This is a genomic window from Zobellia barbeyronii (assembly GCF_018603515.1).
Classification (GTDB): domain Bacteria; phylum Bacteroidota; class Bacteroidia; order Flavobacteriales; family Flavobacteriaceae; genus Zobellia; species Zobellia barbeyronii.
This window is the reverse complement of the sequence record NZ_JACATN010000002.1, coordinates 390414-405810: the sequence shown is the minus strand read 5'-3', so window position 1 is coordinate 405810 and position 15397 is coordinate 390414. Positions and strand designations below refer to the sequence as shown.

The 15397-nt window shown below is 37.0% G+C and carries 14 protein-coding genes; 6 read left to right on the top strand and 8 right to left on the bottom strand.

The window, feature by feature from the left end:
• The first annotated feature begins 92 nt into the window (after positions 1 to 92).
• Positions 93 to 1856, top strand: a complete 1764-nt coding sequence (locus HW347_RS06265) for a DUF262 domain-containing protein (RefSeq protein WP_214611062.1) — start codon at positions 93 to 95, stop codon at positions 1854 to 1856.
• Positions 1857 to 2119: 263 nt separating this feature from the next.
• Here HW347_RS06265 and HW347_RS06260 read toward each other — a convergent pair whose 3' ends face one another.
• From HW347_RS06260 to HW347_RS06230, 7 genes are all read right to left on the bottom strand, one after another.
• A complete protein-coding gene (locus HW347_RS06260) occupies positions 2120 to 3127 on the bottom strand; it encodes a hypothetical protein (RefSeq protein WP_214611061.1) in 1008 nt (335 codons plus the stop codon).
• A 171-nt stretch (positions 3128 to 3298) separates the two neighbouring features.
• Positions 3299 to 4525: a sulfate reduction electron transfer complex DsrMKJOP subunit DsrP gene (gene dsrP / locus HW347_RS06255; RefSeq protein WP_214611060.1), complete on the bottom strand. Its 1227-nt coding sequence runs from the start codon at positions 4523 to 4525 to the stop codon at positions 3299 to 3301.
• Between the two features lie 80 nt (positions 4526 to 4605).
• On the bottom strand, positions 4606 to 5742 hold the full coding sequence (locus tag HW347_RS06250) for a 4Fe-4S dicluster domain-containing protein (RefSeq protein ID WP_214611059.1): 1137 nt from the start codon (positions 5740 to 5742) through the stop codon (positions 4606 to 4608).
• Between the two features lie 10 nt (positions 5743 to 5752).
• On the bottom strand, positions 5753 to 6382 hold the full coding sequence (locus HW347_RS06245) for a cytochrome c3 family protein (protein WP_214611058.1): 630 nt from the start codon (positions 6380 to 6382) through the stop codon (positions 5753 to 5755).
• On the bottom strand, positions 6372 to 7094 hold the full coding sequence (locus tag HW347_RS06240; RefSeq protein WP_214611057.1) for a nitrate reductase cytochrome c-type subunit: 723 nt from the start codon (positions 7092 to 7094) through the stop codon (positions 6372 to 6374). Before HW347_RS06240 ends, HW347_RS06245 begins: the two co-directional genes overlap by 11 nt.
• Positions 7095 to 7097: 3 nt before the next feature.
• A complete protein-coding gene (locus HW347_RS06235) occupies positions 7098 to 9425 on the bottom strand; it encodes a molybdopterin-dependent oxidoreductase (RefSeq protein ID WP_214611056.1) in 2328 nt (775 codons plus the stop codon).
• An 11-nt stretch (positions 9426 to 9436) separates the two neighbouring features.
• The gene (locus tag HW347_RS06230) at positions 9437 to 9670 is read right to left on the bottom strand and encodes a hypothetical protein (protein ID WP_214611055.1); all 234 of its coding nucleotides are present in this window, start codon (positions 9668 to 9670) and stop codon (positions 9437 to 9439) included.
• Positions 9671 to 9984: 314 nt separating this feature from the next.
• Here HW347_RS06230 and HW347_RS06225 point away from each other — a divergent pair, with 314 nt between their 5' ends.
• The 5 genes from HW347_RS06225 to moaA all read left to right on the top strand — a co-directional run bounded on the left by HW347_RS06225 (position 9985) and on the right by moaA (position 13977).
• Positions 9985 to 11166, top strand: a complete 1182-nt coding sequence (locus HW347_RS06225; RefSeq protein ID WP_214611054.1) for a molybdopterin molybdotransferase MoeA — start codon at positions 9985 to 9987, stop codon at positions 11164 to 11166.
• Between the two features lie 10 nt (positions 11167 to 11176).
• On the top strand, positions 11177 to 11518 hold the full coding sequence (locus HW347_RS06220) for a winged helix-turn-helix domain-containing protein (RefSeq protein ID WP_155596019.1): 342 nt from the start codon (positions 11177 to 11179) through the stop codon (positions 11516 to 11518).
• 94 nt (positions 11519 to 11612) lie between these two features.
• Positions 11613 to 12053 (top strand): molybdenum cofactor biosynthesis protein MoaE, encoded by a 441-nt coding sequence (locus HW347_RS06215; RefSeq protein WP_214611053.1) that lies wholly within the window; start codon positions 11613 to 11615, stop codon positions 12051 to 12053.
• 6 nt (positions 12054 to 12059) lie between these two features.
• A complete protein-coding gene (moaCB, locus tag HW347_RS06210) occupies positions 12060 to 12971 on the top strand; it encodes a bifunctional molybdenum cofactor biosynthesis protein MoaC/MoaB (protein WP_214611052.1) in 912 nt (303 codons plus the stop codon).
• A 1-nt stretch (position 12972) separates the two neighbouring features.
• Positions 12973 to 13977: a GTP 3',8-cyclase MoaA gene (moaA, locus tag HW347_RS06205; RefSeq protein WP_214611051.1), complete on the top strand. Its 1005-nt coding sequence runs from the start codon at positions 12973 to 12975 to the stop codon at positions 13975 to 13977.
• A gap of 56 nt (positions 13978 to 14033) precedes the next feature.
• Here the strand turns inward: moaA and HW347_RS06200 are convergent, their stop codons facing one another.
• Positions 14034 to 15326: an alginate export family protein gene (locus HW347_RS06200; RefSeq protein WP_214611050.1), complete on the bottom strand. Its 1293-nt coding sequence runs from the start codon at positions 15324 to 15326 to the stop codon at positions 14034 to 14036.
• Positions 15327 to 15397: the final 71 nt, after the last annotated feature.

The window sequence follows — 15397 nt, the reverse complement described above, 5'->3', positions numbered from 1 at the left end:
ATTTTCAAGATTTGAGATTATTTGAAGGATTATCTATTAAAGCCATAGACAGATGAATAAATAAGTTAATTTTAAAGAATAAATCAAAAGAAATGAGCGTCAATTATACAAGAGATCCAAATTCGATTAGAATGTTAATGAATAAATTGGTAGATAAACATCTATATCTCCCAGAGTTTCAAAGAGATTTTACTTGGAACATTGAAAGATCTGTTGATTTGTTCGATTCAATTGCTCGAGGAATTTTTATTGGTGCTTTGATTGAATCGAAACCCAAGTTTCCACTTTCCTGTAGAGAAATTGATAACCGTCCGCGAAAAGGAAGAGGAAGTCGAGCTAAACTGAAAGAATTTAACTTCAAGGCTAAGGATTTCGATAATAATGATCACTATGTGCTTTTAGATGGGCAACAAAGAGTTACGAGTTTATATAGAGCGTTATATGGAATTGATGACATTTATTTCATCTTGAAAAAGCCAAGTGAACTTCCATCCGTTGGAATCGAACAACCGGACATTATAGAAGTTATAGACGGGTTTAGTTTTAGAAAAATTGACGATAGACTATGCTTTACGGTTAATGAAATTTACAAAAATCCAGCGAGTAAAGAAAAAGTACTTAGGGAGGGCATATTTGACAGTGAATGGGAAACAGTCAAAGATAATCCTGAATATGTTAATTTAGAAGAAGAATATTTCGATTGCCTATTAAATATTAGGCATGAATTCAACAAAATATTGGATGATAAGACCCTTCTATCAGTTTTTCTATTAGATATGGATTTGGAAAAGTTTTGTCTATTCTTTGAACGCAGTAATTCTAAAGGCGTAAACCTCAATTTTACAGATATTATTACTGCTAAAGTTTATGTAGGATTTAAACTAGGAAAAGAAGTTGAGAAGCTTTCTGAAGATTATACTATTCCTATTAATTCTAGTATTGTGGAGTCGATTATACGCTACATCTCGTTCTTGGAAGCTGATAAAGTAGATAAAAAAACTATTTTAACTGAGTTAGAAGCCGCTCATTTTAATAAACATTGGGAGCTTATAGCTAAACTTTTTGATAAGGTGCATAGTTATTTATTGTCTGATGGTTTGGTCATTAATTTTTCATGGTTAAACTACAAAACCATGCTCATTCCAATGGCACACTTTCTTAAGAATCTTCCTCATCAAGACTTCTCTCAGATGACCCAAATTCAGCTCAAATATTTTAATTTTTGGTTCTATTCGAGTCTAATAAATATGAGGTATGGTGGAGGCATGGCTGGATCTACGAACAATGTTATTGTTGAAGATTGTAAACTTCTAGAATCTTTGGCAATCAATAGAGTAATTACTAAAAATGAGTTTAAGAAATTGAAGATAAAAATTGACAAAGATGAATTAATTAATTTAACAAGCAAAGGGGCCTCGTTCAATGGCATAATGTCTGTACTTAATCATAAGGATAGATTTAAAAATTGGAGTAATACGGTGCTTGTAAACACATCCGTAAAGATTGATGTTCATCATATTTTTCCTAAAAAATTCGTTTCGGAACAATTTGGAGAAGAGTCTTACGAGTCAGAAAACGTTGATACTATTTTGAATAAGGCTGTAATTGAGAAGTTATCCAATCAGAAATATGGAGCTAAGGCACCATCCATCTATTTAACTGAAACTCCACTTTCAGTAAATGGCAGAATGAAGGAGTGCTTGGATACTCATTTAATACCTAACTACGAAAAGCTTGTTGACGGAAGTTATAATACGGATTATAAACAATTTATTAGTGATCGTTTTGAATTAATTTATGCTTCTATTAAGTCTGAACTATTAGATTTTCAAGACGAGATTCTTAAAGAAAATTAATTTTATGTTTTATTGACACGTATGAACCAGGCTAAAACGTTTGGTTCTTTTTCTATCCTAACCATCAATTAATGCTAACGGTCTTGTATATGGCTCTCAGCGTGTATATTATAAATTTATTTTCGGTTAAGCACGAGCCGAATTTTCTTATTATCTTTTTTTCAATAAGCCAAATTAAAAAAATTGGCGGACTTGCAAATATGCCTTAACTTTAAATTAAATAACTATCTATATATGAGTTGTATACATTGTTGTGGCACGATTTATATGTACTCATTATTAAATAGTTTATGTCTATCATCACTTGTTACAAAATGAAAAGTTTCGTACTGCCGATAATTGAAAAGTCCATTATCATTTAATTTCCCTTTTGGCTTACTATCCGTATATAACCATCTTGATAGAGCTGAAGTGTCCGTTTCAATAACAATAGCATTAATGTCTAAATCGTAACATTCACTATATGTTTTATGAGTTTTACTAGGAAAAGTGTCTTTATATTCTTTATTATATTTTGGTCTAAAAGCTTTGATTAGAGAAGCTTCTGTGAAATTAATCTTTTGCTTGTCAGTAAATTGAACATAATTGGGGTCTGAAAAATTTAAAAATCTCTTTAAATCAATTGGTTCGTTTTTTTTTGGTATTTTTATTCGACCATCTGTGCTTGCAATATTCTTTTGACTAAACGAAGTGAGCATAATCCAAATATCAGAGTCAGGGTTTTTAGAAATGGCTTCTGAGTAGATTAACTGTAAAGTTGAATGGGAAGAAATTCTTTCTAATGGTGTTCTTTCTCCATTTTTACCAAATGTTTGACCTATATATAGAACTTCATAGTCTAGCAAAGGTTCTACTTTAGGTAATTCGAATTGTACTTGGTCAATCAATGCTCCAACCTTAAATGAATCAGAGTGTCTCTCATTAATTATTAATGTAAAATAATTGTAGGGATACTCCGAATGTAATTTAATATTCTGCGTTTTATCATTATTTGGAATTCTTAACAACCTAGATTCCTTTTTTTCTTGAACTTGGATATAAAACATTAATTCAATCCAGTTTTTATCAACTTTTAAATAACTTGGGTTTATTGTAGTTTTTGGTCTTTTTAGGATAAAATAAATGTTACAAGGGTTTGTCTTATTAAAAATCTGTTGCGTCTTAGTAAAAAACTCTAATTCACTTTGCTGTAAAATTTGAAATGTACTTAGAAAAATATCAATTGCACATTCAGAACTGTACTTATGTTCCTTATCGGGTTGGATTTTCATAATTGCGGCGAACGTACGGTTATGTGTACAATTACACATATCTCTATTTTAAATTCACCACTAATCTAAACCAATTTTATTCATTTTAAAAGTATATAAACCAATACAGGTTCCATTACTATATTACTAGTAAAGGAACCTGTGCTTATATTTTAGAAAGGGTTGTGAGGCTTAAGCCTTTTTATCTTTATACCGTAGCTCTCCCAGCTCAATACCAATAGCGGTTTTGGCAAGAATGGTAAATACAAAGGCGCCCATTGCCCAAATACCAATCGTAACTCCAATCTCTACGCCAGTGGGTAGATATTCTACTATTTTACCGTAAGGTCCGGGAATGAAGCCCGGAACGATTAAGCCAAACCCCTTTTCTATCCATATAGCTACAAATAGCATAAAGCAGCAGACGTACAATACTTTCAGGTTATTTCTAAACTTATTGAACGTGAGTATCACTGTTGCAAGAACGTTTAGAGGAATAGCAGTCCAGATCCACGGTAGTAATGCATTTTTACCATGTAGGCCAAAGAAAAGGTAATACGCACTTTCACTATGGTGTGTAGGGGCATAAAATTCCTTGAATAATTCCGAGACCAGCATGATTAAATTTATCTGAGCAGCTACCGTTACAATCATGGCTATTTTTTTGATTGTTTTATCTTCTATCTTAAATGCTGTAAAAGAACGTATGACGGCTAAAACCAAAATAATAAGTGAAGGTCCCGCTGCAAATGCCGATGCCAAGAAACGAGGCCCTAACAATGCATTGTTCCAAAAAGGCCGTGCTTGCAGACCTTGGTATAAAAAGGCAGTAACCAAGTGAATACCTACGGCCCAAAATACGGATATAATTGCACCCGGTACATAGACACTTTTCTTAGCTTCTTTATTCTGATAGTGCTTAAAGAGAATATAAAACGGAATACTAATATTAATAAAAAGGTATCCGTTTAATACAATAACATCCCAAGTCAGCATGGAGTTCGGGAAGTTAAAAACCCCTATTCCAGGAATCATATGCCATAACACGGATGGTCCGCCCATATCGGCAACTACAAAGGCCAAACACATTATTAAAGCCGCTACGGCCAGTCCTTCTCCGATTAATACGGCCTGCTTAAAATCAATATCTTTTAGAACGTAGGTAGGCATTACCAACATTACGGCAGCCGCGGCAACTCCGACTAAAAAAGTAAAATTAGAAATATATAGTCCCCAGCTAACACGGTCGGACATTCCCGTAGCGCTAAGCCCTTCTTCTAATTGAATGGAATAACAATACATGCCAATTAGCATTACAAGGGTAAGAAACCCCATCCAAAGGTGATACGTTTTAGACCCCTTGGTTATGGTATCTAAACTATCGACCACCAAACTTTTAAATACTTTAAATGCTCCCATTGTATATTGTTTTAAATCTGCTGGCTAAGAATTTTTGATATTCTGAGCGTTACGATTCAGTGCTTTCTTTTATGACGTTTTTAGTCCATGAAGTACCAGAACTTGGGTTCTGTGCCTAAATCTTCTTTTAGTCTAAATACTTTCTTGTTTTCTAGTACCCATCTTATGGTGCTATTGGGATCTAATAGATTACCGAAAATTCTAGCTCCGGTAGGACATGCTTCTACACAGGCCGGGTTTTTTCCTTTACGCGTACGTTGCACACAGAAAGTACATTTTTCCATGACGCCTTTTTTACGCATTCTGTTCCCTAAGTAATGTTGATTTTTATTTACTTCTGGTTCAGGAACTTCAGGTTTGCTCCAATTAAAACGTCTACCATCGTAAGGGCAAGCGGCCATACAATAACGGCAGCCAACGCACCAGTCATAATCTATAACCACAAGTCCGTCTTCCTCTTTCCAAGTAGCCTGTACGGGGCAAACCTCAACACAAGGAGGGTTGTCACAATGAAAACATTGTGTTCCCATATAGAAATGACCTTCCGCAGGTACCTCGTGGTAATAGTTATCATCCGCTTTATCAAACTTAAAACCTTCACCATCTTTCATCTCGTGAATACGGATGTATTGCATTTCGGAATTTCGGTCTTGGTTGTTCTCCTCAACACAGGCATTTACACAATTCATATACCCTTGACATTTGGATATATTAAAAGCATAACCAAAGAGCACGTCTTCTGCCGCATTTTCTGCGGTCATGTTTATTTTCTTATCCGTTCTTAATTCATACGAACGCATAAGTCTATTTATAGTGCCCTGTTTCTCTTCATCGGTCATTAGTTTATAGTTTCCTTTAAACTGCTCTTCCCAATCTATCTGAGCTTTTTCTTTGGTATCGCTTCCGGTGGTTACACTACATGAAGTAGTTACTGCACCTGCACCAATTAATAGGCTAGCTGTTAGCTTTTTAAAGGCGCTTCTTCTGTCCATTTTCACATCAAAAACCTGCTCAAAACCATCGCGGTGCCTTTCTTCACCAATAGATGCATTAATGGCAGCCTCGTAAAATTCTTCTGGACTTAATTCTTCTTCTACTTGTTCCTTAGGAGTGCTACTGCAGCTTCCTTCAGATTTACCGCAACCACAAGAACCCGAAGATTCTTTTTTATTGTTTAGACCTAGGTCTAGAGAGTACCATTTTTTATTATCGCTCATACCTTTATTTTTAATGACCTAAACCTTCGTTACGTTCTATTGCCGTTTTTGTATTGAACTGTACCGGCCATCTTTTTTCAAAACTTGGACTGTGTGGATTATGACAATTTACACAGGTGTTGGATGCTCGTGGAGGAGCCCATCCTGCTACTTTTTTACCGTGAGCACCACCTTTCCAATCTTCAAATTGACTAGAGTGGCATTGCGAACATAGTTTGTAGCTTAAATTGAAATCTATGTTTTTTCCTGTTAATGTATTCAGCTGGTTCATGTCCTCTCCGTTGTGACAGGTAGCACAGTTCATAGCATCACTATTGGCATGATTCACTTTAATATCCCAGTGTGCTTTTGGCGCATCTTTACCAATCATTTGCGAGACAGGTTTGCTATGGCACTCTATACAGGCAAATGATTTTATTTGTCCCTTTCGTTCTGGAATAAGGAATGTATGTTCTCCTTCCGTAATTTCAATTAACTCCGTATCCGCTAATAATTGTTCGGAGGTTAGTGCGCCATGATATGGTTTACTTTCCCCTTCTATTTTGTCGGATATGGAATGGTACTCTTCTTCGCCTTTACAAGAGAATAAGGATACCCCTAGAAGTACTACTACGGAATATATTAGCGTTCTATTTTTCATTTAGTTTATCGAATTGTCTTAGAAATGTATTCGTATCAACAGTTGATTGCTCACTATGTTTTGGTAAATGGCATTGTCTACAATTAATACGGTCCGGATGTGAAACTCTAATCTCTTTAGGCGCACTTGGTCCTCCGTGACAGGAAATACAACTTTCTCTCATTTGTAATTGATGCGGTATCATTGGAGGGCTTCCTACCAATGCATTATTTGCACCTTCACCTACTTTTGGCGGCTCCGGTTTTACAAATCCGTTTTCCTTAAAGTCGCTAGTGGTGTTTTTAGTAACGTGGCACTGTCTGCAGTTTACCATTTCTGGATGTGGCGTAACAGGGGCATAGGCATTGAACTTTGCTACAAAGCCACCGTTCTGGTGACACTGTATACATGTATTGCCTCCAAAGCTGCGCTCTTTTGCTACAGGGTGCGGAATACTTGGTGGTGCTCCTGGATAGGCTCTATTATCATAATACGTATCTAGCGTTCGTTGGTGGTTTTCATCTACAGGCATATTTAGATAATCTAAACCTGCACCTGCATCATCAAATCGTCTAAAAGCGCCACTTTCCGATGGAATAAAGTTTCCGGTAGGCGTTTCAATAACAGGTGTATAGGCTTCTTCCAAACCCTGTTCATAGCTGTAGTTCCAAACAACGATAAACGCTATGAAGATTACTACAAAAAACGATATGATTCCAAGTCTCTTTTTCATAGTTTATGCTCTTTCAACTTTAACCGCACATTTTTTATAATCTGGTTCTTTAGAAATAGGGCAGAAGGAGTCTAAGGTTACATCGTTAATGAGCATGTTCTCATCAAAGAAAGGAACAAACACTTGCCCTTTTGTAGGCAGACCTCTTTCGTTGATGGATGCCGGTAATGTACAAGAACCTCGGCGAGAGGTTACTTTAATATTTTCTCCGTTTCTAATTCCTAAAGACTTTGCATCATCTGGGTGAAACTCTACATAAGCATTTGGCATAGCTTGATGTAGTACTGGAATTCTACGAGTCATAGACCCTGTATGCCAATGTTCTACAACACGACCTGTGTTTAGCCAGAATGGGTATTCTTGGTCTGGTTTCTCTGGGGCATCTTCAAACGGACGTTGCCAGATTACGGCTCTACCATCTGGTTTCCCGTAAAAATGAAAGTCTTCATCATTTGAACAGGCAGGGTCATATTTGGCATTGTATCGCCATTGCGTAGACTTGCCATTTACATAAGGCCAGATAGCTCCGGACTCTTTCTTTAAGACTTCTAGTGGTGCCATTCCGTGTTTTGCACCTTCGTGAAATTGTCTGTATTCGTTGTATATTTCTTCTACGTGATTTTCTTTGCTGTAAGGGAATAGATCTTCAAATCCCATTCGTCTTGCTACTTCAATAAACATCCAAGTATCTGCTGTTGCCTCTCCAGGTGCATCAACCATTTTTTGCCAATACTGCGTTCTTCGCTCAGAATTACCATAGAGTCCACCTTTCTCAATATGCCAAGCAGCTGGAAGAATAACATCTGCTACATCCGTAGTAGGTGTAGGGAATACATCCGAAACCACAACAAAACAAGATTTCTTTTCCATTGCTGGACGGTAACGACTGGTCTTAGGCAAAGAAACTAAAGGATTGGTGGCCTGTACCCATATAAAATTAATATCGCCACGGTCTACTGCGCGAAACATTTCAGTGGCATGATAGGTAGGCTTAGAAGGAATACGGTCCACCGGAACCTTCCAGATTTTAGCGGCCATTTCTCTATCTTTCTCATTCATTACAACCCCGTGTGGTAATTTGTGTGTAAAAGTTCCCACTTCACGTGCGGTACCACAAGCAGAAGGCTGACCTGTTAATGAAAAAGGACCGTTGCCCGGTTGCGATATTTTACCGGTAAGTAAATGAATATTGTAAACAAGGTTGTTTATCCATGTTCCTCTGGTGTGTTGGTTCATTCCCATACACCAATAAGACACTACTTTTTTATTTGGGTCCCCGTAAATTGCTGCTAGGTATTTAATATCCTTAACGGAAACCTTAGAATACTTAGCCACTTTTTCTGGACTGTAATCTTCTAGGAATACTTTATACGCCTCAAAATCTATTTTCTCCGGCTTATCCGTAAACTTAAACTTGTCTTCTAGACCATAGCCAATATTGGTAAGGCCTTTACTAAAGCTACAGTGCTTTTCAACAAAGGATTTGTTCACCCACCCGTTTTGTATAATCTCATAACAAATAGCATTTGCTACCGCTAAATCCGTTTGAGGTTCAAATAAGATTGATTTGTCAGAAGCTGTACTTGAACGTGTAGTTCGTGTGGCAAAATCTATGATTTTAGCACCACGTTTTGCTTTTTGTTCTAGCATTCTTGAGAATAGAACCGGGTGCATTTCTGCCATATTGTTTCCCCAAGTAACAAAGTAATCTGCGTGATCAATATCTTCATAGCAACCCATGGGCTCATCCGCTCCAAAAGAGGTTAAGAATCCTGTTACGGCACTTGCCATACAAAGGCGTGCATTACAATCTAGGTTATTGGTACCTATAGCTCCTTTCATTAATTTAGAAGCAATATAGCCTTCTGGTATTGTAGACTGCCCGGAAGTATACATGGCCACAGAATCTTTACCGTTTTGGGCAATGCTTTCTTTCATTTTAGAAGCAACAAGGTCTAAAGCTTCACTTAATGGGGTTTCTACGTATTTACCGTTTTTCTTTACTAAGGCCGTTTTAAGTCTATCCTTAGATTGGATACACATAATTTGGTGATATCCTTTTACACATAACAACCCTTTGTTTACAGAAGAGTTTGGATCCCCTTTTACAGCTACAGCTTTTCCGTTTTCAGTACCTACAAGTATACCACAACCTACGCCGCAGAATCTACACGGACCTTTTTTCCAATCTAGGTTCGCATTTTCAGGAATTCCTTTTTCTTGCTCGCTGGCAAACACAATACCGGGGAACATAGACGCAGCTGCCGTAATTGCAGACAACATGGCCATCTTTTTTATAAAACTCCTTCTATTTGTTACAGAATCGTACATAGCTATATAAATTATTGAGGGGTGTTAAAGCCAGAAACTAAGGCCAGTAATTTTAGACTGCTTAGGGCTTCAATTTTTTCTTTTAGAATTTCGTCTTCTTTTTCGGTTTGGGTATCGGTAACCAATGCCAAAATGTTTTGGTTCTCGGCAGGAATAACTTCACATTGACCAAGACTGATTAATGCGGTCATTAATTCTTCTTTTCTTCCTGTAATAGGGTGAGCTAGGTAGCTTTTAATAGGCATTCAGGGTCGGTTATATGTGTTTGAAAACTAGGAGTTTTCATTAACAGTTGTTTAACAATTTAGCAAAAATAGGTGAGTATTGTTCTTGAAAAGATGATAAATGTCATAGAATGAATAATAAAGCTATCGTTATATTTGAACGGAAATAACGATTTTGTATATTCATCCCCTGTTAGGAAATAGTAAATTTTCTGAAAGGGGAATTTAGGAGTGATTATTAAAACAATACCATGGGATTATGATGGATGCTGTATGTGAAAACACCTTTTTCAAATGCCCGACACTAGTTTAAAAACTAACACAACGCACGGATAATGATAGATACTACTACAGCGTTAGAATTGGTTTTATTACATGGTTCTATGAGCACAAAAGTGCTTGAGGTTGACCTTAAAGATGGACTAGATTATGTTCTGGCCAAAGATGTAATTTCAGAAATAGATATGCCTCCATTTAGGCAGTCTGCTATGGATGGTTATGCATTACATATAGGGGACGATGTTACTTATAGCATGGTCGGGGAAGTAAAAGCAGGTGACAATAACAATCCCACTTTACATAAAGGCGAAGCTGTTCGAATTTTTACAGGAGCTCCGGTGCCCGTTACGGCAAATACGGTTGTGATGCAAGAAAAAGTCACCGTAGATGGGAATAAAATAAGCATAGAAGAATCTCCAAAGGAGAATACAAATATTAGGCTCCAAGGAGAGCAAATAAAAGTAGGCGGTGTTGCTATAAACAAAGGGACAACAATTAAGGGAGTTCATATAGGATTTCTGGCCAGTTTGGGAGTTACGAAAATTACGGTCTGTGAAAAGCCGTCAATAGCTATAGTAGTAACAGGTAACGAACTTGTAAGTCCTGGAGATAAATTGTCTTATGGAGAGATATACGAATCTAATGGCGCTATGCTAACCGCTGTGCTTAAAGAATTGGGTTACAAGAATACCTCTGTTGTTACTATAAAGGACGATTACGATAAAACAAAAAAAGTATTAAAAGATACCCTAGGGAAACATGATGTAGTTATTGTTACAGGCGGAGTATCTGTAGGGGATTATGATTTTGTTGGAAAAGCAATAAATGCCATTGGCGTACAAGAGATTTTCTATAAGGTGAAGCAAAAACCGGGGAAACCTTTGTTTTTTGGAAAGAAGGAAGGAACATCAATATTTGGACTTCCCGGAAACCCTGCCGCTGCGCTTAGTTGTTTTTATATCTATGTGTATCCCCTTTTAAAGAAGTACGAAGGAGCGGAGCATATGAACCTTCCAGCTATTTCTTTGCCTTTATTATTTGATTACACGGTAAAAGGAACTCAAGCACAATTTCTCAAAGCACGGATAGAAGGTGCAGGAGTGACTATTTTAGGAGGACAGAGTTCTGCTATGGTGCGGGCTTTTGGAGATGCCAATGCTCTGGTCTGTTTGCCTAGAAACTCAGCGGAAATTAAAAAAGGCCAAAACGTAAAAACCATATTGCTACCCACTAAATAGACTATGTATTATGAGCGATTATAAAATTAAAAGTAGGATTTGGATAGAAGTAGGGGATAACGTTCTGGTAGGTGAAGGTAGAGTGAAGTTGCTAAAAGAAATTGAAGCACAAGGCTCATTGTCAAAAGCAGCGAAGTCTATTGGAATGTCATATAAGAAAGCATGGACGTTAATAGATGCCGTTAATAAATCTGCCAAAGAAGCGGTAGTGACTACATCTGTTGGCGGTCAAAAAGGAGGAGGAACGGTTATTACACCCTATGGAAAAAACTTAATAGCCGCTTTTGAACGAATTAATAAAAAGTGTTGGGAGTTTCTGGACGAAGAGTTTGAAACCCTAAACGGAATTTAAGAAAAACGAATCAAAGTTATTTCTATAGCAAAAGACCTATAAGGTCAATAGAAATAACACCATCAATTTATAGTAAAGAAAATAGGATTAGAAAATGAGCACTACTTATAAAAACGTATTTAAACCAGGAGCAATTTCTTCAACATTTATAGCGGAGTCTATTGCCAAGCATCAATCTAAAACCAGCATTGGTGCACATAATATTTTTCTAGGCCAAGTACGGGCAGATGTTGTAGACGATAAAAAAGTTGCTGCAATTGAGTATACCGCATATGAAGACATGGCAAATAAGAAATTCCATGATATAAGGGAAGCTACTTTTGAAAAATTCAATCTTACCTGTATGCATATCTACCATAGTTTGGGAGAGGTAAAATCCGGGGAGATATGTCTATTCGTTTTTGTGTCATCCCCAAGGCGAAAAGAAGTGTTTAAGGCATTGGAATACGTGGTGGAAGCCATTAAGGCAGATGTACCTGTTTTTGGGAAGGAAATTTTTGAGGATGAATCTTCGCAATGGAAAGTAAATAGCTAGCCGTATATGGTAGACATTACACATAAAAGTAATACTCTTAGAACGGCAACAGCTCAGACAATTGTAAAAGTCAGCCGTCAGGAAACCATTGATGCTATCCAGAATAGAACCGTACCCAAGGGTGATGTTTTTGCCATGAGTAAAGCAGCTGGACTTCTGGGGGTTAAGAAAACACCGGATTTACTTCCGGACTGCCATCCATTACCCATAGAATTCACAGGTATTGAATATGAGATAGATGGACTTGAAATTAAAGTATTAGTAACCGTAAAGACCATTTATAAAACTGGTGTTGAGGTAGAGGCTATGCATGGGGCAAGTGTGGTAGCTCTTAATATGTATGATATGCTTAAGCCTATAGATAAGGGCATAGAATTACATCATATTAAGCTGATAGAGAAAAAAGGAGGGAAGTCTAGTTTTAAGGATAAGTTTAGACGCGATTTAAATGCTGTTGTTATCGTATGTTCTGATTCCATTTCAGAAGGGAAAAAAGAAGACAGAGCTGGTAAAGCCGTTATGGCAAAATTAAAAGAATGCGAAGTTACGCTTCAAGATTATATTATCATTCCCGATGATGAAGCTATCATTCAAGAAAAGGCCAAACACTATCAAGCCAACGGAGCGGACTTAATAATTTATACAGGAGGAACAGGGCTATCTCAGCGCGATATTACACCAGAGGCTCTAAAACCATTATTGGATAGAACTATTCCTGGTATAGAAGAAGCTATTAGAAAATACGGACAGGACCGCATGCCTTATGCTATGCTTTCTAGAAGTATGGCGGGAACCATAAAAAACACTATGGTGTTGGCCTTGCCTGGCTCTACAAATGGCGCAAAAGAATCTATGGATGCTATTTTTCCATCCATTTTACATGTTTTTAGAATTTTAAAAGGAGCAAGACACGATTAATATGACGGAATCTAAAAATATCCTTACGGACACATTTGGTAGAAAACATACCTACTTGCGCATCTCACTTACGGAGCGTTGTAATTTACGTTGTACGTATTGCATGCCTGCAGCTGGTATTTCGCTTTCACCAAAATCTCATATTATGACGTATGAGGAAATCTACGCCATAGCAAAAGAGTTTGTGGACCACGGAGTCACTAAAATAAGGCTTACAGGTGGCGAGCCATTAGTACGAAAGGATGCCGCTTTAATTATGGAGAAATTGGCTTCACTTCCTATTGAATTGGCCATAACCACCAATGGAGTTATCGTAGATAAGTTCATTGATACGTTTAAGAAAATAGGTCTTAAGAAAATTAATGTGAGCCTAGATTCTTTGAACACCGATAAAAATACTTTTATAACCCGTAGGGACTATTTCAAAAAGGTCTATGACAACATACAATTGTTGGTAAAAGAGGGTTTTGAGGTGAAGATAAACTGTGTTTTAATAAAAGGGTTTAATGAAAATGAGATTATCGATTTTATAGAGCTTACCAAGACGCAGGCGTTGCAGATTCGTTTTATTGAGTTTATGCCTTTTGATGGTAATAAATGGGATTTGGAAAAACTGGTTTCGCTCGAGGAAGTATTGAAACAAGTATATGCCAAGTATGATGCAAGCAGTTTTATAAGACTTGACGACGCGCCTAATGATACGGCCAAAAACTATCAAATAAAAGGTTATAAGGGGACTTTTGCTGTTATAAGCTCTGTAACCAATCCTTTTTGTGATAGTTGTAATAGAGTGCGCTTAACGGCAAACGGGCAACTTAAGAACTGCTTATTCTCAACCACAGAATCTGATTTACTTACGCCGCTTCGTGAAGGAAAATCAATAACTACAGTAATTGGGAAAGCCGTACAAGCAAAGCAAAAAGTACGTAGCGGAATGGATACGCTAGAAAAATTTAAAGACCCTGATTCTCATAACAACCGGAGTATGATTGCTATAGGTGGATAAAAAAAAAGCTGCAATCCAAAAGATTGCAGCTTTACTATGTTGAGGTAGTTGTATTCTTAATTTGCTGCTTTACTCAAATTTGTTTTAAAAAGATTAGGGTTGATTGTTAGTTGAACCCATCCCCAGTTGTTGGTATTATCACTTGGTCTGCCACCTTTTATAAGACTCATACTATCCGAAGCAAACATATGCGAATACCCTACATTTAGTTTTACATTCTTCATTAGAGCTTGTGTATATACTAAATCTAATTCCGTTCCTAGGTAAGCATCTGCATCTCCGGTAAGGTCTGCATTGGCGCTAAAGTAATGTCCTTTTAACAATAGGTTAGATTTTTCACCTGTAGTAAATACAATTTTCCCGTATACATCATTAAGTCCAACATTGTTAGCATGGTTGCCTACATAAAAATAATCCATGAATCCATTAAACTTATGATTGGTGCCGTAAAGAGGAAAGAACGATTTGTTTTTAGAGTCACCGTCTTGATCAGTTCCGCTTAAAAGTTCAACACCTAATCCGTAAAGAATTTTATTAGATTTATAAGTAGCCTCTAAAGCCAATTGATAAGCAGCTAAATCTGTTGTAGCATTCGCTTTCCCAAATTGATAGTAGGCACTACCGGCAAAATTCACTTTTTGTACTGGGAATTTAAAATAAGAACCCGTAGTCTGTCTATAGGAAACGCCATCTGCAATATCATTGGCATCACCCGTAAAATCTTGAAAACCTGTGTTTAGAAAAAGAAAGCTCACAGAACTTTTTTCCCAAGATTTCTTGAGGTAGGCATACTGCATGGATTTATACGTAAAAAAACCTTGAATATTATAAGCAGTTCCTTCATTACTTGGTGCTTCTTGGCTAAACGCTCCACCTAAGTCAAGCATAAAATCATCCTTCTTATAGCTTATGATGGCAGCATCATGAAAACGCCCCTGCATTGCCCAATCTAAACCACCAAAAATACGTTGATCATCATAAGAAATTACTTGTCTACCTAACTTGGTAGACCAATTTTCATTGAATTGTAATTGTGCCCAAGCTTGAAACAAAGAGAAAGAATCGTTACCGTCTACCGCTAATATTTGGCGGGTATCTCCCCAGGTACTTACATCTTGTACGGCAATAAATAGTTTTAGTTTTTCATCGGAATACCCAATATTAAGACGGGTACGTTGGTTTACGAATGCTGCAGGATCGGCATCATTAGGAAAAAGGTTATTAAATCCGTGGCGATATTCAAAGCGAGCTCTTACATCTGCATCTACTTCCAGCGTTTGTGCTGTTATTGGAATAAAGTTGAAAATAAGTAAAAATAGGATACCTACCTGAAGTCTTTGTATGGTCATAATAGTTGATTTATTACATTTGGCAACAAAGATTCGCTATTTAAACCTCAATAAACATGACATTTATCATC

What these genes read in the sequence shown, in the direction of transcription:
- HW347_RS06245 (WP_214611058.1), bottom strand. Translation starts at nt 6,382, where the DNA reads ATGAAAAATAGAACGCTAATATATTCCGTAGTAGTACTTCTAGGGGTA.
- HW347_RS06260 (WP_214611061.1), bottom strand. Translation starts at nt 3,127, where the DNA reads ATGAAAATCCAACCCGATAAGGAACATAAGTACAGTTCTGAATGTGCA.
- HW347_RS06240 (WP_214611057.1), bottom strand. Translation starts at nt 7,094, where the DNA reads ATGAAAAAGAGACTTGGAATCATATCGTTTTTTGTAGTAATCTTCATA.
- HW347_RS06220 (WP_155596019.1), top strand. Translation starts at nt 11,177, where the DNA reads ATGAGCGATTATAAAATTAAAAGTAGGATTTGGATAGAAGTAGGGGAT.
- HW347_RS06250 (WP_214611059.1), bottom strand. Translation starts at nt 5,742, where the DNA reads ATGAGCGATAATAAAAAATGGTACTCTCTAGACCTAGGTCTAAACAAT.
- moaA (WP_214611051.1), top strand. Translation starts at nt 12,973, where the DNA reads ATGACGGAATCTAAAAATATCCTTACGGACACATTTGGTAGAAAACAT.
- moaCB (WP_214611052.1), top strand. Translation starts at nt 12,060, where the DNA reads ATGGTAGACATTACACATAAAAGTAATACTCTTAGAACGGCAACAGCT.
- HW347_RS06215 (WP_214611053.1), top strand. Translation starts at nt 11,613, where the DNA reads ATGAGCACTACTTATAAAAACGTATTTAAACCAGGAGCAATTTCTTCA.
- HW347_RS06235 (WP_214611056.1), bottom strand. Translation starts at nt 9,425, where the DNA reads ATGTACGATTCTGTAACAAATAGAAGGAGTTTTATAAAAAAGATGGCC.
- HW347_RS06230 (WP_214611055.1), bottom strand. Translation starts at nt 9,670, where the DNA reads ATGCCTATTAAAAGCTACCTAGCTCACCCTATTACAGGAAGAAAAGAA.
- dsrP (WP_214611060.1), bottom strand. Translation starts at nt 4,525, where the DNA reads ATGGGAGCATTTAAAGTATTTAAAAGTTTGGTGGTCGATAGTTTAGAT.
- HW347_RS06200 (WP_214611050.1), bottom strand. Translation starts at nt 15,326, where the DNA reads ATGACCATACAAAGACTTCAGGTAGGTATCCTATTTTTACTTATTTTC.
- HW347_RS06265 (WP_214611062.1), top strand. Translation starts at nt 93, where the DNA reads ATGAGCGTCAATTATACAAGAGATCCAAATTCGATTAGAATGTTAATG.
- HW347_RS06225 (WP_214611054.1), top strand. Translation starts at nt 9,985, where the DNA reads ATGATAGATACTACTACAGCGTTAGAATTGGTTTTATTACATGGTTCT.